We start from the raw sequence: 17749 nt of genomic DNA, 5'->3' as shown, positions 1-17749 counted from the left end.
TCTAATCTTTTTTAAATTGTTTTTTCCACTTCTTATTATTCTGCCAATCGGGTTGATTTTCCTTGAAATACATATAGTTATTGATAACTAAAACATCCATTTCAGTATTCATAAAACAACTATAAGCATCTACAGGACTGCATACCAAGGGCTCTCCACGCACATTAAAACTGGTATTTACCAAAATACCAAACCCTGTCTCCATTTTCACTTGTTTTAATAACTTGTAAAACAAAGGATTCTCTAACTCAGTCACCGTTTGTACTCTTGCAGAATAATCCATATGCGTCACCGCACTCCATTTGCTCCGTGGGATGGACATCCGCTCCTTAAGGGGAATTGAAAAAGACTCTTTCGGAATAGAAAATCTATGCACCTCCTTTAAAGAGGAAACCATCAGCATATATGGAGAATCACTATCAAGTTCAAAAAGGAGCTTAGCATCTTCTTTAAGAACAGAAGGAGCAAATGGTCTAAAACTCTCTCTATACTTGATTTTAAGATTAATTTTCTGCTGCATATCCGCATCGTTTGCAATTGCAAGAATACTCCTATTGCCAAGAGCTCTAGGTCCAAACTCCATTCTCCCTTGAAACCATCCAACCACTTTGTTCTCTAATAAATGTTGAGTACAAATTGCTGTCAATCCTTCATCCGACTCAATTTTTATTGAAACCGCTTTATATGCTGCATTCATTTGTAAAATCTCTTTTTCAGAATAATAAGGACCTAAATAGGCGCCTTTCATACTACCACTAGAAGAATCTACCTTTCTATTATTATTGAAATAACCGTAATTAACTGCTAAAGCTGCGCCTAAAGAGGCTCCCGCATCTCCTGATGCGGGCTGAACGAATATACTCTTAAACAATCCCGAGGCTTGCAATTTCCCATTAGCCACACAATTTAGCGCAACACCTCCAGCCATCACTAAATTATCCGAAGAAGTAAGCCTTTTGGCTTCCCTGCCTAGTAAAAGAACAATTTCTTCGGTCACTAGCTGAATAGCTAAAGCTAAATTGCAATGGGATTGAGTCAGCTCATCTTCTTCCGTTCTTTCTTGCAATCCAAATAACTCATTCCATTTATTAGAATGAATCATTCTTAAGCCCACAGCGTAATTAAAATATTTTTGATTCAACCAAATTGATCCATCCGATTTAATATCAACCAAATTAGTTTTTATAGTTTTTATATAATTTTTGGTTTGCAATGAATTTGGATCACCATAAGGAGCCAAACCCATCAACTTGTATTCTCCAGAATTAACTTTAAAGCCCAAGTAATAGGTGAAAGCACTGTACAACAACCCTACTGAATGCGGAAAATGCATTTCTTTAAGAATAGAAATTTTATTCCCAACACCTTTCCCAATAGATGCGGTTGCCCATTCTCCTACTCCGTCAATAGTTAAAATTGCAGACTCTTCAAAACTGGAAGGGTAAAAGGCGCTCGCTGCATGAGACAAATGATGTTCAGAAAACAACAATTTTAACTTTTTCTTATCATAGGATTGAACATCTTTCAAACCATCCAGAATCTGCTTTTTTAAAAATAGTTTTTCATTTAACCAAATTGGCATTGATTTCAAGAATGAAACCAATCCTCTCGGTGCGTATGCGTAATAGGTCTCTAATAAACGTTCAAATTTTAAGAATGGTTTATCATAAAACACTACTGCATCCAATTCATCAATTGTATAGCCAGAAGCTTCCAAACAATATTGTATAGATTGAATAGGAAATTCAGAAGTATGCTTGACTCTTGTAAAGCGCTCCTCTTGTGCCGCTGCAATAATATCATGGTTATCAATTATTGCTGCTGCAGAATCGTGATAAAATGCAGAAATTCCTAATATTTTACTCACTCAAGATAAATTTTAAAGCAATAAAACTAATCAAAATCTATAAGCCTATCACTTTAAGGAAATATGAATCGAACCAATAAAAAAGCCATCCAAATATATTTGGATGGCTCTTCAAGTAATAAATGGATTGTCTATACATCCACTTTTGCGTATTTTGCGTTCTTCTCGATAAATTCTCTTCTTGGTGGAACTTCGTCGCCCATCAACATAGAGAAAATACGATCTGCTTCTGCAGCAGAATCGATTCCAACTTGTCGGAGTGTCCTGAACTCAGGATTCATGGTAGTCGACCACAATTGCTCTGCATTCATCTCTCCAAGACCCTTATAGCGCTGAACACCTACACTGCTTTCCTTTCCATTACCTTTCATTCGCTCAACTGCTTGATCCCTTTGAAGATCAGTCCAGCAATACTCTGATTGATTTCCCTTCTTTACTAAGTAAAGTGGTGGCGTAGCTATATAAATGTTTCCACCTTCAATCAACTCTTTCATATGACGGAAAAAGAAGGTAAGTATCAATGTTTCAATGTGGCTACCATCTACGTCGGCATCACACATAATAATTACTTTATGGTAACGCAATTTAGAAGTATCAAGTGCCTTAGAATCTTCCTCTGTACCAACTCTTACACCAAGTGCCGTATATATATTTTTAATTTCTTCATTCTCAAAAATCTTATGGTGCATGGCCTTTTCCACATTCAAAATCTTACCTCGCAAAGGCATAATAGCTTGAAACTTTCGATCACGGCCTTGCTTTGCAGTACCACCTGCAGAGTCACCCTCGACCAAATAAATCTCGCACTGAGAAGCATCTTTTTCCGAACAATCCGCCAATTTACCTGGCAATCCACTTCCCGACATTACATTCTTCCGCTGGACCATTTCTCGTGCTTTTCTAGCAGCATGACGTGCGGTGGCGGCCAAAATAACTTTCTGAACGATTTGTCTAGCATCTTTGGGGTGCTCTTCCAAATAATTGGCAAGCATCTCACTTACAGCCTGATCAACAGCTCCCATCACCTCACTGTTACCCAGTTTGGTTTTAGTTTGACCTTCAAATTGAGGTTCGGCAACGTTTACAGAGATAACGGTGGTTAAACCCTCTCTAAAATCATCACCATTAATATCAAATTTTAACTTCGAAAGGGCCCCAGACTCCTCTGCATATTTCTTCAAAGTCCTGGTCAGACCTCTTCTAAACCCAGATAAGTGAGTTCCTCCTTCATGAGTATTAATATTATTCACATAAGAGTGAATATTCTCAGAATAAGAGGTATTATAGACCATAGCTACTTCTACAGGAATTCCATTCTTTTCCCCTTCCATGTAGATAGTATCTTCAATTAACCTCTCTCTTGATTCATCCAAAAACTCAACAAATTCTCTTAAACCGCCTTCACTGTAAAAGGAGTCAGAAATAAAATTCCCTTCTTCGTCTTTGGTTCTTTTATCAGTAATAGTTAGTCGAATCTTCTTATTTAAGAATGCTAACTCTCTTAACCTCGCAACCAACGTATTATAGTTGTATACTGACTCCTGAAAAATGGACTTATCAGGCATAAAAGTCACGATAGTACCGGTTCTATCTGTATCTCCTACTTCTTTAACAGGATAAGAAGGTTTTCCAATTTTATATTCTTGTTGATAGATTTTTCCCTTACGATGAACTTCTACTTTTAAATCTGTTGACAAAGCATTCACACAAGAAACACCTACACCATGAAGACCTCCAGACACTTTATAAGTATCCTTATCGAACTTACCACCGGCGTGCAATACCGTCATTACCACTTCGAGAGCAGACTTCTTTTCCTTCTCATGATAATCTACTGGAATTCCTCTACCATTATCTTCGACAGTAATGGAATTATCCTCATTGATGTATACACCTATAGTATCACAGTGGCCTGCTAATGCCTCATCAATTGAGTTATCAACAACTTCATAAACCAGGTGATGCAATCCTTTAATTCCGATATCACCGATATACATCGCTGGCCTTTTCCTAACAGCCTCTAATCCTTCGAGGACCTGTATATTGGATGCAGAATAATCACCTCGATCCAACTTTTCTTCTTCTTTTTCGCTCATTTTATCAGCTTGGATTTATATTAAATTCAATCAGTAACAAATATAACCATTGCCTTTCTAGCGAACCAATAAATCAACGACTAAATCAAGTCTTTTATCAACATTTAACCAATTGAAACAGAAATAATTATTTCGTTTGTTAATTAATTAAAAACTATAAGTTAACCCTCCCAAAACGCTGAAGCGTTGAGTCGGGTAATCCTGCCATCTTTCATAACTAAACGAACCAATATTATTGAAGTTGATGAAAGCTGAAAGTCTCTTTGTATAGCGATACTCCAATCCTAAATTAGCATCAAAAACTCCATCTAATTTTTCTTTAGTTACTACATCAGCAACTAATGTAGAATTGGTAATTACAGGCTCATAAAGTTTAGCATACTGCGCACCAATACTGTGCAGATCTAAACGAACCAAGATTTTATCATTAAGATCATACACTCCAGAAAGTGTTACTTTATAATTGGGCAAATGCCATACTTCTTCCTCAGCCCCAGCGTCATAACCAAAATAATCTCCTCTTAAATAAACCTTTAACTTTTTAGATTGTTGATAGTGCACCTCACCAGTTAATTGTAGTTGCTCGATATCGTCATAGACAATATTAAATTTGTTATTCAATCCACTTACGTCTTTTACAAACATTCCATAATCATCCATCTTTGACTTCTTAATCGAAGTATTGAAGGAAAGTTTAGAACTAATTACACCTCTTATTCCAGCGAATGCTTCATAACGATAATTCGTATTCAACAACAATAAATTATTGGTAACAAATTCGTTATCTCTAGTTATTGAACGGAAGTTGTTTCGTTGCATCCGTCCCGTAAAGCCTGCATAAGGTACAATTACGTCGCGCAATGCATTATATTTAAAGTCCACAATCGGATAAAAGTGAAATTTGGCAGACTCATTGGCATCTACATATATCCCTAACCCAACATTCAGTCTAAACTTTTCCCCAATGCTATTTACTTGAGGCCTTAAGCTAACCAAAACATTATTAGTTGTATCGTAAGGGTTGGATATATTGTTGAAATCTAATGACGCATCAACCATGTAATATTCATTCCCTTGAAACTTTCCAACATTTGCAGTAGCAACCAAATTATTCTCAGCCGCAATAGCATCCAGATCAGTTATTCTATAAAAGTTAAGGCCAAAAGTGTGGCGTAAGTTAAATGAATCTTGTTTAGTACTCTTTAATTCTAAATTTGCAGACAACAAATGGTACACTTGCTTCGTATCGGTGGTATCTGCCATAGCCTGATTAGTATCATCAATCTTGAAACCGTAATAGTTAAAACCTTCACGATTGTAGTCAACAGCACCGCCAAAAGTGTTCGATCTCCAAAAACGTTTACCAAATACAGTTGCTCCTAACCTACTCATGGAGGAGTTATCATATCCTTTGATATCATTGTTATTTTGATACCTTAAATGTGTACCTAGGGAAAAGGTTTTAGAACGCGAATTATGCAAGTACAATTCTGCTAATGGTGTAATTGCATTTCCAACGCCAACCCTAGCATACCCATTGTATAGTTTCACGAGAGGCTCTCCCTTTATTTTAGCAGCAGAGATGGGCTCAACTTCAAAACTAACAGGAACCTGCTTGGTGATGAAAGAATACTTCAAATCTTGAATAACTTTTTGAGTATCTTCAATTACAGGGTTAAATCCTATTCGGTTTCCTTCAGCTATTGTTGGCTTATAAGATTTTACGACTACAAAGGAGTCGCGTAGAACTTGATTTTGAGCACTCATTTGAACCATTGTAAAAAGTGCAGCTAAAAATAGAATTTTACTTTTCATCTTTACCCTCCTCTTTCTCTGCTTGAGTTTGCTCATTGAATAATTTTTCATCTTTGGAATCATTTTCGATCAACTCGATTTCAGGTGCTTTTTTCCTTTCTTTGGACTGCTCTTCTTTTTCAGTCTTAATAATGATATTCAATTTTTCTTTAGCAATTTGAATCAATTCTTCATCATCTGCATTATCAATTACGCTCTGCAGGGTTACTTTAGCGTTAAACGCATCATCTTGAGCTAAAAAGTTATCGGCCAATAGTATAAATGCTTTTCCTATCCATTTAGGATAAGATGGAACTTGGTTAACTAACTTATAAACCATCTCTTCGCACCCTTTATAATTCCCTTTTAGGTAACGAATTTTTGCCACCATGTACTTTGCTTCTGCTCCTCGCTTATTAGCGTATTTAGAAACCTCTTCATAGGTCGAAATGGCGGAGTCATAATTTTCTCTTGTAAAATCAATTTTCGCTTTAATTAACTTCACTTCCTCCATTAATTGGGCATCTAACTTCTCACTAGCTAAAATTAATTCCGCATATTTAAAAGCGGCATCAAAGTTTTTATTCATAAAATACAACTCCATCAGATTATACTGGGCATCAAAACGATTAGTAGGCTTCTCAGCAATTTTCTCTAACTTTTCGAAGGTTGAAATCGCCTTCATTGTATCATTTAGTGCTTTGTAAATAAATGCTGTCGCATAAGTCGCGTCTTCAGTAAACTTATTTTTAGGTGCTGACAATACTACCTTATAATCCAACAACGCCTCATTGAAGAAGCTGTTTTTATATTCACAATCAGCCCTATAGAAATGCGCATTTAACTTAAACACTCCGTTGGGATACCTAGAAATATAATTCGTTAGATTTTTTGTAGCTCCCTTACAATCACCAGACAAATAGCTATTTTGAGCGATTTCATAAGAAGTAGAATCTAAACGTGCTTTGGAAATATCAGCAAATGGCACTCCATCAATATATTTTTCAAATGCACTAATATCTCCTTTATCAACATAAATTTTTCTAATTTTCTCTAAAGCCTCCTTTGCGTTTTTACTATTTCCATAATCTTTAACTACCTTATCAAATGCGGCCAACGCCATATCATCTTGATTTTTGTTGTAATAAATCAAGCCCTTTTTAAGTAAGGATTCACTCATATAACTACTATTAGGAAACTCTGTAATCAATCGTTGAAAATTTGCTAAAGCCGCATCAGGATTATTAAATACAAGCTGCGTCTTTGCTAACTCGAACAACGCATCATCTGTATAGTCAGACTTATCGTAATCATTAATTAATAGTTTCAACAATTCTGACTTCCCTTTATTATCTCCTATTAAACCACTAGCCATGGCAGACTGATAGGTGGCGTATGGCATTTCAATTAAACCAATATTCAATGCTTCTTCATAATTCTCTAGTGCTTTATTATAATCTGTAGTGACATAATATGCATCTGCCAATCTTAAATAAGCATCATTTCTGAGCGGGGTTTTCTTACCCTTCTCTTTGGAGATAAAATTTCTAAACCAGTAAATTGCTGTTGCATAATCCTTTTGATCGTAAAACGCATAAGCTGTATTATAAAAAGCTGAATTATAATAGCTCAATTTAGCAGAGCTCGGTAAGTATAAAAACTCAGTAAAGTAACCAATTGCATTATCATAATCCTTCACTCTATACGAAGCGTCTGCCTTCCAATAAGTAGCTTGAGCAGTCAAGACAGGATCAATTGGGAGAGCTGTAGACTGATCAAAATGCACTACAGCTGATTTATATTCTCCATCATTATATAACTCAACTCCTCTGTAGTATGCGATTCGTTGTTCAGCCTGCTGAAGCTTATAATTTTTATCTTTAATACGCGCCATCGAACGAAGGGCTTCTTTATAATTCTTGGTCGTATAGTAGACCGCCACCAAATACTCATAGGCATCTTCAACCTTTCTTGACTTTGGATAGGTATTAATGAATTCTTCAAATGCTAAAATAGCATCATCATAAGGATGATAGGACAACTCATAGGCTAGTTTAGCATAATTGAATAATGCATCCTCTTTAATTGAAGCATCCACATCAATCTCAGAAGCACTTCTAAATGCCGCTCTTGCTTGTTTCTTATTATTTACTTTTAAGAAACATTCTCCAAGACTGTAAAATGCCGATTGATTGATTGTATCATTATCTCCGATTGCACCTTCTAGCCAATCAATAGATTTGTCACAATCACCACTTTTATAGTAAGCATACCCTAATTGATACTTGTCCTCATAACGAACAGATGGGTTACCGATCATGTACTTCTCCAAATAAGGTAAAGACTCCGCATACTTTCCTGTTCTGTAATATGCATCTCCTACCAATCGACTAATTTCTGCCGCTCTATCTGTTTTAGTAGAATCCAAAAGACCAGGTGCGTATGCTAACAAAGTGTCATATTTTTCCTGTAAATAATAAATTTGAGTGAAATAGTAAGGAACTATATGCGCAAAGAGAGGATCATTTTGTATCTTCTTGAAGTTTCGGGCTGCGGTTTCATACTTTCCATTGTGATAGGAAATATGGGCGTAATAATATCTTGCCGTGGAAGTGTATGGATTATCAGTATCCACAATTTCATAAAAGTTATTTGCCGCTTCATCAAAACGCTCTTCTGAAAACAAGCTATACCCTTTTTTGAAATAATACTCCGGCTGCTGTTTTACCTCTAAATCAGACACCACAATCTTATCAAAATATTCGATAGCATCATCGTATCTTTTCTTTCGAAATTCAAATTTTCCAAGATTAAAATAAGCCTGCTTTATGTTTTTACTCTCCGGATACTGGTGAATAAAATCAACTAACAATGCTTCTGCATCAGCATGAAACAATTCAATCGCACAAATGGCGTGCAAATACTTTGCATCTTTGTAGGCCTCGCTTGAGGTATTATTGATAAAGGTCATCGCTTGAGAAAACTTCTCTTGAGCAGGACCATACTTCTCTTTATCAAAAAGATCCAAAGCTTCTCGGTATGAAACATATTCGTCTACATAATTCACCGACTGCTGCGCTTTAATCTCCAGTTGGAAACAGAACATTAAAACCAATAGAGCAGCGAGTAATTGTGAAAAATGAATCGCCTTTTTTGGGGTTTGAATGACACTCACCTTTAATTTTCTTTAATTGATTGGATAACTATAAACGTTAAAATTAAACTATATTATGGTGCACGAAAATTATTCCTTCTCAAGTTTTCAACGCAATCTTGTTTACATAAATAACAAGTGCAAAGTGTTTCCAAACCTATTTGTATCATATTTGTACTTGAATTATCAAAATCTTTAGTGCCGAATAGATTTTATATCTTTGTCTTTTAATAAAATAATAATCATGGCCTCAGAAACTATCATCGACTTAACTAATGTTCAAGTATTTATAAAAAAACACTTAGTACTTTCAAACGTTAGTATTCAAATCAATAAAGGAGAGTTTGTTTTTTTAGTCGGCAAAAATGGTAGTGGCAAAAGTAGTTTCTTGAAAACGCTTTATGGTGAATTGAAACTAGAACATGGAGAAGGGAATGTCGCAGGATTTAACTTAAAAGAACTAAAGCGCAAAAAAGTACCATTTTTAAGAAGAGAGATTGGCATTGTTTTTCAAGATTTTCAACTTTTAACTGACCGAAGTGTAAATGACAACTTAAAGTTTGTCATGAAGGCTACGGGATGGAAAGAAAAGCGGAAAATGGAAGAAGCCATTCAAGAATTGTTAACTAAAGTAGGCCTCGGAACAAAAGGATTTAAGTTTCCTCATGAACTTTCTGGCGGCGAACAACAACGAGTAGCAATTGCAAGAGCCTTGGTCAATGATCCTGATATTATACTTGCGGATGAGCCTACCGGAAACTTGGATCCTGAAACATCAAATGAAATAATGAAGCTTTTATTTAGTATTGCTCAAAATGGGAAAGCGGTGTTGATGGCCACCCATGATTACGAATTAATGGCAAAATTCCCTGGAAGAAAACTAAGTTTTGAAAAAGGAACTATTGATCCTGGTATAGCGAAAGTAGAAGTTCCCAATGAGAAAAACGCTTCTCAGAGTATTGACTAAAGAGAACTAAAAATTTCTTTTAGCACGGTCTGTTCATTTTCCCAATTCAAAATTCTCGCAGCTTGATCACAGTTTTCGACCCATTTTTGGTAATGGTTTGAAGCTAACATTCTATTCAAGGCGTCGCCAATCACTTTTGGATCATGCGAATTAATTATTTCTCCAATACCATATTGTTGAGTCACCTTTTTCATCTCAGGTAATGAAGAGACTAAAACTGGCACTCTTGCTTGAATATAATCAAATAGTTTATTGGGAAGGGCATAAGTATAATTCAGCCCCAGCTCCTCCTCTAGTGAAACGCCAATTTTAGCTGTTTTGGTAAGCTCAAATAAATCCGAAGCATTCAAACGGCCTACAAACCTGACCTTATTACCAAGTGCAAAATGATTAACCATCATTCTTAACCTCTCTTCAATATCACCGGCTCCTGCAATGATTAACTCTCCCTCAACAAACTGCATCGACTCTATTAAATATTCTAAGCCTCTACCAACATTCAGAGCCCCTTGATAGATGATTCTATTTTTCTTTTCCATAATTTCTACCTCTCTTTCCTTGGGTAAATTTCTTACGAGCCTGAACTGAACCCCGTATTTTTTCTCATAGGCTTCAGCAATAGCTCCGCTTACGGTATAACATAATTTTAATTGAGGCACAATGGCCTTTTCGATGGACTCCCAAACTCTTTGTACAAAAGGGCGATTGATTAGCTCCGGAACTTCTGTAAAGTATTCATGGCTATCATACACTAATGGAACTTGTTTTAATTTTGAAATGATAAAATTAGGAAACAGAGTGTCTAAATCATTGGATAACAAAATAGACCTTCGAGCCCACAATAAATAGAAAAAAAGTGAAACAGAATAATTGATGTAAAAGAGAGGGCCTTTATTAAATATCAAATTAAATCTTTTAGTAGCATACGGAACCTTTAATTCCCAACTACTAGGAAGGTTTCTCCCAACTAAAGTTACTCTATACCCTTGATCAACCAAAAATTGACAAACCTTCGCGACTCTTTGATCAGTGCAAAGGTCATTTGTTACAGAAACAATGACGTATCGATTTTTTGCCATAATGGAGTTGCGAAAATATAAAAAGCAAATAGTTTAACCATTGGTTTCTTATATTATTGTGGAAAATCTAAATTTGTAGACAAACCAGCACATTATGCAGATTGACAAGAATGTTTCATTAAAATCACTTAATACTTTTGGAATTCAGTGTTCCACATCAGAACTCATTGATTTATCAAATGAAAACCAAATCCCCTCCATCTTGGAGTATGTTGCTAACTGCCAAAAGGATTTACTAATCTTAGGAGGAGGCAGTAATGTTTTGTTCACGAAAGACTTTGATGGAATAGTGCTCATTAACAATCTGAAAGGAATTAAAAAAACTGACGAAGACGAACATTCTGTTTCTCTTAAAGTAGCAGCTGGAGAAGGATGGCATCAATTTGTTTTGTTTTGTATTAAAAACAATTATGCAGGAATAGAAAACCTTTCTTTAATTCCTGGCAAAGTAGGTGCCAGTCCGATGCAAAATATAGGTGCATACGGGGTAGAAGTGAAAGATGTAATCGAAAGTGTGGAAGCCTATCACTTACCAACTAGCGAAAAGAGAACTTTTTCCAACGAAGTTTGCGAATTCGGCTATCGGACAAGTATTTTTAAAACAACTGTAAAAGGCCAGTACTTAATTACAGCAGTAAACTTCAAGTTGAATAAGAATCCCAATGTCAACACTAGTTATGGTGCAATTAACACAGAGCTCAACAAAAAAGGGATTACCTCACCAACCATCAAAGATGTAAGTGATGCAGTAATTGCAATTCGATCTTCTAAGTTACCGGACCCAAAAATTATTGGTAATGCAGGAAGTTTTTTCAAAAACCCAGTAGTCAGCACAAAAAAAGCAAACGCCCTCAAGCAACAATTTCCAGACATTCCAATTTACGATGTCGGAAATAATGAATTCAAATTGGCTGCAGGATGGCTAATTGAGCAGTGCGGATGGAAAGGGAAAACAATTCGAAATTTTGGAGTTCACAAACAACAAGCTCTTGTATTAGTAAACTATGGTGGTGCTTCCGGAAACGAAATATTCCAGTTATCTACCGACATTCTTGAGTCAGTAAAGGGTAAATTTGGTGTTGAATTAGAGAGAGAAGTAAATATTATATAATCTACAGTTCAGCATTTTTTAACTTTCCTGAATCAAGCAGCTGATGCAAATGAGGGAACTTAGTGGCCAATTTCAACAATTCTAATTGACGTACGTTGTGCAAATCACTTCCAATGAAGGATACAAGGCCCCGCTCAATTAATTTTTCAGCAACTTTTTTTGTTTCAGGTGAATAATGCCCCATTAGACTCATCAAGTTGACCTGTAAATACACCCCTCGATCAACAAAGTCCTGATACTTTTCAAAATCATTATAGTAAAATCCATACCGTTCAGGGTGGGCCAAAATAGGGCGATAACCCATTGACTGTAATGAAAATACTACTTGAGCAAGATTCGGCGGCTCTGATAGAAAGGGCAATTCAAATAATACATAATTATTCCCGAAAGTAAGAATTTCACCAGCATTGATTTTTCGTTCAAAGTCATCATCGACATAGTATTCAGCTGCTGCTTCCAAGACGACATTCAAGTTTTGCTTTTTTATCTCCGCTTGTACCTTTGCCAATCCTTCATTTATAATCTCTGGGGTATTGCGGTAATAATCGACCATACAGTGTGGCGTTGTGATGATTTTTTTAAAACCCAACTCCATAAGACCTTTGATTAAATCAATTGAGTCTTCAATAGTTTGAGCGCCATCATCTATACCAGGAATGATATGGGAATGAAAATCTGTTTGGAGCACTGATAGGTCAGCAGGCTCTATTAATTTTTCTTTCTTCTTAAATAATTTTGAAAATAAGCCCATAATTACGATACTAACCTCTTTTACAAACCTAAGATTTCTTGATTCTCCTCAAACCACTTCAAAGTAATTTTCAACCCTACATCAATGTTAAACAAAGGTTGATAACCAATTAACTCTTTAGCTTTAGAAATATCTGCTAATGAATCTTTAATATCCCCTTGTCGTGGCTCTCGATGAATGGCATTGACATTGGTATTAGTCAAAACTTTTAGCTGATCTACCAAATGATTAAGTGAAACTCTCGCTCCAAAGGCAACATTATAGGCCTCTCCAAATGCAGCAGGATTAGTGGTAAAGAGTGCTTTAATATTTGCTTGCACAGCATTCTCAACAAAAGTAAAGTCCCGTGTCTGTTCTCCATCCCCATTAATATAAGGTGACTGGTTGGCAAGCAGGCTCTTCATAAAAAGAGGAATGACGGCTGCATATTCTCCTTCGGGATTCTGTCTTGGGCCAAACACATTAAAGTAACGCAACCCAATCAATTCCATTTCATATGCTGAATTGTATACATTCGCATATAACTCATCACTATACTTTGAAACCGCGTAGGGCGATAATGGCTGCCCAATACTGCTTTCTACTTTTGGCAATCCCTTGCTATCTCCATAAACAGATGAAGAACTAGCATAAACCACCCTTTTTATTGAATGAGTTTTGGCGGCTTCTAGGATATTCAAGAAGCCTGTTACGTTAGACTCATGTGTGGCTTTGGGATACTTTAAAGACCTTGGCACAGATCCCAATGCAGCCTGATGACAAATAACATCAACACCTACCATTGCTCTCTCACAATCGTATAGGTTGGTTAATTCTCCTTTTACAAAAGTGTAGTTAGGATGATTAAGGAATAAATCAATATTAGATTGCAAGCCTGTAACTAAACTATCAAAAGCTACTACCTTAGCGCCATATTTTAATAAATACTCTGCAATATGAGAACCTATAAACCCAGCAGCTCCAGTTACCAAAACTGTTCTTGAGGTCAGATCAATAGCATGATAGGGAGTATCGTACATATTATCTCTCTTGGTATTGTTGTTCGTAATACTTTTTATAGTCTCCAGACGTTACATTATTCAACCAATCTTCATTATTTAAATACCAATCTACTGTATTTCGTAAACCTTCCTCAAACGTGATTGATGGAACCCATCCTAACTCATTTTTAATTTTAGTTGCATCAATTGCATATCGTGCATCGTGACCGGCTCTATCTTTTACGTATGTGATTAATTGTTCAGACGTACCTTTTTCTCGACCCAAACGATCATCCATTATAGAACACAATTCTTTAATTAAATCAATATTCGTCCATTCATTATGGCCACCAATATTGTAAGTTTCTCCGTTCTTTCCTTTATGAAAAATTAAATCAATCGCAATAGCATGATCATTCACCCACAACCAATCCCTAACATTCTCTCCTTTCCCGTATACAGGTAATGCTTTATTATTCTTGATATTATGAATGAATAAAGGAATCAACTTTTCTGGAAACTGATGTGATCCATAATTATTTGAACAATTAGAAATAACTACAGGCATGTTGTAGGTATGAAAATAGGCACGAACAAGGTGGTCACTAGATGCTTTAGAAGAGGAGTAAGGACTTCTTGGATCATAAGGAGTAGTCTCTTCAAATAGTCCTGTCTCTCCTAACGACCCATACACCTCATCAGTAGAGATGTGATAAAATCGTTTTCCTTCATAATTCCCATTCCAGGAGGTTCGGGCAATATTCAATAACTCTACAGTCCCAACAATATTCGTTTTAATAAACTCTAGTGGGTTTGAAATTGAGCGATCCACATGAGATTCGGCAGCTAAATGCACAACTGCATCGAATTGATATTTTTCAAAAATGGATTTCAAAAAATCACCGTCTACTATATCTCCTTTTAGAAAAGTATAATTAGGCTTTGATTCAATATCTTTTAAATTCTCTAAATTTCCAGCGTAAGTCAGCTTATCTAAATTGTAAATTTGATAATCAGGATATTTGTTAACAAATAGACGTACAACATGTGAACCTATAAATCCCGCACCACCGGTTATTAAAACATTCTTCATTATTACAAACTTAAGTAGTTTAAATCTCTAATTTTTCCTTTATAAATACCTTTCAAATCATAAACTAACGCATCTTTGGTCGTTATAGATTTAAAGTAATTTTCATCATAATCGCAATACTCTTTGTGATTAACTGCCACTATTACTGCATTGTAATTATTTGAAAGTTTATCTACTAAACCAAAATTGTATTCATGTTTTAAGTGTTCAGAACTCGCATGGGGATCAATTACATCAACAGTTGCTCCAAATGATTTCAATTCTTCTATCACATCTGCGACTTTAGAGTTTCGAATATCACTCACATTTTCCTTGAATGTGGCACCCATTACTAAAACCTTAGACTCTCCTACATGTACACCACTAGATATGATCTTTTTAATAGTGTTTTTCGCGATGTAGGCGCCCATCCCATCATTTACAGATCGGCCTGAATTGATTATTTGCGCATGGAAACCAAACTCCTTTGCCTTGTATGTTAAGTAATACGGATCCACTCCTATACAGTGTCCACCAACTAAACCTGGTCTGAAGTTAAGGAAGTTCCATTTTGTACCTGCAGCTTCAAGCACCTCATAGGTATTTATATTCATCTTGTTGAATATCATTGAAAGCTCATTAACTAGTGCTATGTTTACATCACGCTGAGTATTCTCAATAATTTTTGCTGCTTCAGCGACTTTAATTGATGAAGCTCTATGTACCCCTGCCTGAACAACAAGTTCATATACTTGAGCGATCTCCTCTAGCGACTCTTCACAGCACCCTGAAGCAACCTTTACCACATTGTGTAAAGTATGCTCTTTGTCTCCCGGATTAATTCGTTCAGGAGAATACCCTACTTTAAAGTCCTCTTTAAACTTTAAGCCTGAAACTTGCTCTAGCACAGGAATACAATCCTCTTCGGTACAACCAGGGTATACTGTTGATTCAAAAACTACATAATCTCCCTTTTTTAAAACTTCTCCTACAATTTTAGAAGCAGACAATAGCGGCTTCAAATCTGGCAGATTATGTTGATCAATTGGAGTAGGCACTGCCACAACAAAAAACGTAGCTGACTTCAGATCTGTCTTATCAGCAGTAAAAACAATATCACAATTCTCAAAAGCTTCCTTTTCTAGTTCCTCACTCGGATCAATATGATTGTTCATCATATTAACTCGCTCCTGATTAATATCAAATCCAACAACCTTTACTTTTTTCGCAAACTCCAAAGCAATGGGTAACCCAACATAACCAAGTCCAATTACCGCGATTGAGGTCTCTTTTTCTACTATTTTTTTATAGATTCCCATTACGCAATTCTATTTACACTATTATTCTCTAATTTATATTTCTGTTTACTTTCTGCACATGTGGCTATCCCATCTTTTCCAAACTCTAATCGATGTCCGAACTCACTGATCCAACCAATCTGTTTAGCCGGATTACCAACTACCAAAGCATAAGGTAAGACCGTTTTAGTCACTACTGCACCTGCACCAATAAAAGAGTATTCGCCTATGTCATGCCCGCATACAATGGTAGCATTTGCACCAATACTAGCTCCTTTTTTCACTACTGTTTTTAAATATTGATCTCTCCTTGCAACGGCACTTCTTGGATTTATAACATTCGTGAAAACCATTGAAGGACCTAAGAAAACATCATCTTCACAAACAACCCCTGTGTAAATGGATACATTATTTTGAACCTTAACATTATTCCCCAATACCACATCTGGTGAAATAACACAGTTTTGGCCAATATTACATTCATTACCAATTACACAATTCGGCATAATATGTGTAAAATGCCAAATTTTTGTTCCTGCTCCTATCTGGCAGCCTTCGTCAATTACTGCCGTTTCGTGTGAGTAATAATCCATTAGTGCTTTATATATCCTTCGAAGGTGTTATGTTCCTTTTTATACAATTCTGTCTCCGGCAGTGACTTAAAGTACTCATAAGTAATTCTTAAGCCTTCGGCACGATCGACTTTAGGCTCCCATCGCAGTAAAGTTTTTGCCCTTGTAATATCTGGTTGTCTTTGCATAGGATCGTCCACAGGAAGTGGCTTATAAATAACCTTTTGAGTAGTATTGGTTAGTTTAATTATTTCTTCTGCAAATTGACTTATAGTAATCTCGTTGGGGTTTCCAATATTAACAGGTTCAGAAATATCACTCATCAACAATCGATAGATTCCTTCTATTAAATCATCTACGTAACAGAATGAACGAGTCTGGCTTCCATCACCAAAAACGGTTAAGTCTTCTCCCCTCAAGGCTTGGCCAATAAAAGCGGGCAGAACTCGACCATCATTCAATCGCATTCGAGGTCCATAAGTATTAAAAATTCGAACTATTGAAGTCCTAACACCATGATAGGTATGGTATGCCATCGTAATGGCTTCTTGAAATCGCTTAGCTTCATCATAAACTCCTCTGGGACCAATCGGATTAACATTCCCCCAGTAATCTTCGGTTTGAGGATGAACCAACGGATCTCCATAGACTTCTGAAGTAGAAGCAACTAATATTTTAGCACCTTTAGCCTTTGCCAAGCCTAACAAACGATGTGTTCCTAAAGAACTTACTTTCAATGTCTGGATCGGAATTTTTAAATAATCGATCGGGCTTGCCGGTGAGGCAAAATGCAAAATATAATCTAATTCACCTGAAACGTGCACATAATTGGATACATCGTGGTGAAAAAACTCAAAGTTCGCCAAAGGCATCAGGTGGCTCAGATTCTCAATATTACCAGTTATTAAGTTATCCATGGCGATAACGTAATACCCTTCTTTTATAAATCGGTCACACAAATGTGAGCCCAGAAAACCTGCTGCCCCAGTTATTAGTATTCTTTTCATT

At 36.2% G+C, this 17749-nt stretch carries 13 protein-coding genes; 2 read left to right on the top strand and 11 right to left on the bottom strand.

Features of this window, described 5'->3' with window-relative positions:
- Nucleotide 1: 1 nt before the first annotated feature.
- The 4 genes from GQN54_RS15600 to GQN54_RS10630 form a co-directional block, all read right to left on the bottom strand.
- Nucleotides 2–1867 (bottom strand): carbamoyltransferase family protein, encoded by a 1866-nt coding sequence (locus tag GQN54_RS15600; protein WP_160633534.1) that lies wholly within the window; start codon nucleotides 1865–1867, stop codon nucleotides 2–4.
- A gap of 131 nt (nucleotides 1868–1998) precedes the next feature.
- Nucleotides 1999–3963, bottom strand: a complete 1965-nt coding sequence (gene gyrB, locus GQN54_RS10640; protein WP_160633533.1) for a DNA topoisomerase (ATP-hydrolyzing) subunit B — start codon at nucleotides 3961–3963, stop codon at nucleotides 1999–2001.
- A gap of 147 nt (nucleotides 3964–4110) precedes the next feature.
- The gene (locus GQN54_RS10635) at nucleotides 4111–5778 is read right to left on the bottom strand and encodes a TonB-dependent receptor (RefSeq protein ID WP_160633532.1); all 1668 of its coding nucleotides are present in this window, start codon (nucleotides 5776–5778) and stop codon (nucleotides 4111–4113) included.
- Nucleotides 5768–8932 carry a tetratricopeptide repeat protein gene (locus GQN54_RS10630; protein ID WP_160633531.1) on the bottom strand — a complete coding sequence of 1055 codons (3165 nt, stop codon included), beginning with the start codon at nucleotides 8930–8932 and terminating at the stop codon, nucleotides 5768–5770. Before GQN54_RS10630 ends, GQN54_RS10635 begins: the two co-directional genes overlap by 11 nt.
- 223 nt (nucleotides 8933–9155) lie before the next feature.
- Between GQN54_RS10630 and GQN54_RS10625 the strand changes: the two genes are divergently transcribed.
- Nucleotides 9156–9878 (top strand): cell division ATP-binding protein FtsE, encoded by a 723-nt coding sequence (locus GQN54_RS10625; RefSeq protein ID WP_160633530.1) that lies wholly within the window; start codon nucleotides 9156–9158, stop codon nucleotides 9876–9878.
- Here the strand turns inward: GQN54_RS10625 and GQN54_RS10620 are convergent.
- Nucleotides 9875–10957 (bottom strand): glycosyltransferase, encoded by a 1083-nt coding sequence (locus GQN54_RS10620; RefSeq protein WP_160633529.1) that lies wholly within the window; start codon nucleotides 10955–10957, stop codon nucleotides 9875–9877. The genes GQN54_RS10625 and GQN54_RS10620 overlap by 4 nt on opposite strands.
- A 94-nt stretch (nucleotides 10958–11051) precedes the next feature.
- Between GQN54_RS10620 and murB the strand changes: the two genes are divergently transcribed.
- Nucleotides 11052–12068 carry a UDP-N-acetylmuramate dehydrogenase gene (gene murB / locus GQN54_RS10615; protein ID WP_160633528.1) on the top strand — a complete coding sequence of 339 codons (1017 nt, stop codon included), beginning with the start codon at nucleotides 11052–11054 and terminating at the stop codon, nucleotides 12066–12068.
- Between the two features lies 1 nt (nucleotide 12069).
- On the opposite strand, the gene GQN54_RS10610 is transcribed toward murB, so the two are convergent.
- Genes GQN54_RS10610 through GQN54_RS10585 form a run of 6 tightly spaced genes read right to left on the bottom strand, consistent with a single transcriptional unit; the run spans nucleotide 12070 to nucleotide 17748 of the window.
- On the bottom strand, nucleotides 12070–12819 hold the full coding sequence (locus GQN54_RS10610; protein WP_160633527.1) for a tyrosine-protein phosphatase: 750 nt from the start codon (nucleotides 12817–12819) through the stop codon (nucleotides 12070–12072).
- Nucleotides 12820–12839: 20 nt separating this feature from the next.
- Nucleotides 12840–13838, bottom strand: coding sequence for an SDR family oxidoreductase (locus GQN54_RS10605; RefSeq protein ID WP_160633526.1), 999 nt, complete (start codon nucleotides 13836–13838; stop codon nucleotides 12840–12842).
- 1 nt (nucleotide 13839) lies between these two features.
- A complete protein-coding gene (gene rfbB / locus GQN54_RS10600) occupies nucleotides 13840–14892 on the bottom strand; it encodes a dTDP-glucose 4,6-dehydratase (protein WP_160633525.1) in 1053 nt (350 codons plus the stop codon).
- A 2-nt stretch (nucleotides 14893–14894) separates the two neighbouring features.
- Nucleotides 14895–16190 (bottom strand): nucleotide sugar dehydrogenase, encoded by a 1296-nt coding sequence (locus GQN54_RS10595; RefSeq protein WP_207554880.1) that lies wholly within the window; start codon nucleotides 16188–16190, stop codon nucleotides 14895–14897.
- The gene (locus GQN54_RS10590; RefSeq protein ID WP_160633524.1) at nucleotides 16190–16762 is read right to left on the bottom strand and encodes an acyltransferase; all 573 of its coding nucleotides are present in this window, start codon (nucleotides 16760–16762) and stop codon (nucleotides 16190–16192) included. Before GQN54_RS10590 ends, GQN54_RS10595 begins: the two co-directional genes overlap by 1 nt.
- Nucleotides 16762–17748: a UDP-glucuronic acid decarboxylase family protein gene (locus tag GQN54_RS10585; protein WP_160633523.1), complete on the bottom strand. Its 987-nt coding sequence runs from the start codon at nucleotides 17746–17748 to the stop codon at nucleotides 16762–16764. The genes GQN54_RS10590 and GQN54_RS10585 overlap by 1 nt, the downstream gene beginning before the upstream one ends.
- Nucleotide 17749: the final 1 nt, after the last annotated feature.

The organism is Acidiluteibacter ferrifornacis, assembly GCF_009909615.1.
Lineage (GTDB): Bacteria > Bacteroidota > Bacteroidia > Flavobacteriales_E > Vicingaceae > Acidiluteibacter > Acidiluteibacter ferrifornacis.
Note: the sequence above shows the minus strand (reverse complement) of the source record. Positions and strands in the feature narration are given on the sequence as shown.

Excerpts from the sequence above, each read along its gene's own strand:
- gyrB (WP_160633533.1), bottom strand. The coding sequence starts at position 3,963 with ATGAGCGAAAAAGAAGAAGAAAAGTTGGATCGAGGTGATTATTCTGCA.
- GQN54_RS10635 (WP_160633532.1), bottom strand. The coding sequence starts at position 5,778 with ATGAAAAGTAAAATTCTATTTTTAGCTGCACTTTTTACAATGGTTCAA.
- GQN54_RS10625 (WP_160633530.1), top strand. The coding sequence starts at position 9,156 with ATGGCCTCAGAAACTATCATCGACTTAACTAATGTTCAAGTATTTATA.
- GQN54_RS10620 (WP_160633529.1), bottom strand. The coding sequence starts at position 10,957 with ATGGCAAAAAATCGATACGTCATTGTTTCTGTAACAAATGACCTTTGC.
- murB (WP_160633528.1), top strand. The coding sequence starts at position 11,052 with ATGCAGATTGACAAGAATGTTTCATTAAAATCACTTAATACTTTTGGA.
- GQN54_RS10610 (WP_160633527.1), bottom strand. The coding sequence starts at position 12,819 with ATGGGCTTATTTTCAAAATTATTTAAGAAGAAAGAAAAATTAATAGAG.
- GQN54_RS10605 (WP_160633526.1), bottom strand. The coding sequence starts at position 13,838 with ATGTACGATACTCCCTATCATGCTATTGATCTGACCTCAAGAACAGTT.
- rfbB (WP_160633525.1), bottom strand. The coding sequence starts at position 14,892 with ATGAAGAATGTTTTAATAACCGGTGGTGCGGGATTTATAGGTTCACAT.
- GQN54_RS10595 (WP_207554880.1), bottom strand. The coding sequence starts at position 16,190 with ATGGGAATCTATAAAAAAATAGTAGAAAAAGAGACCTCAATCGCGGTA.
- GQN54_RS10590 (WP_160633524.1), bottom strand. The coding sequence starts at position 16,762 with ATGGATTATTACTCACACGAAACGGCAGTAATTGACGAAGGCTGCCAG.
- GQN54_RS10585 (WP_160633523.1), bottom strand. The coding sequence starts at position 17,748 with ATGAAAAGAATACTAATAACTGGGGCAGCAGGTTTTCTGGGCTCACAT.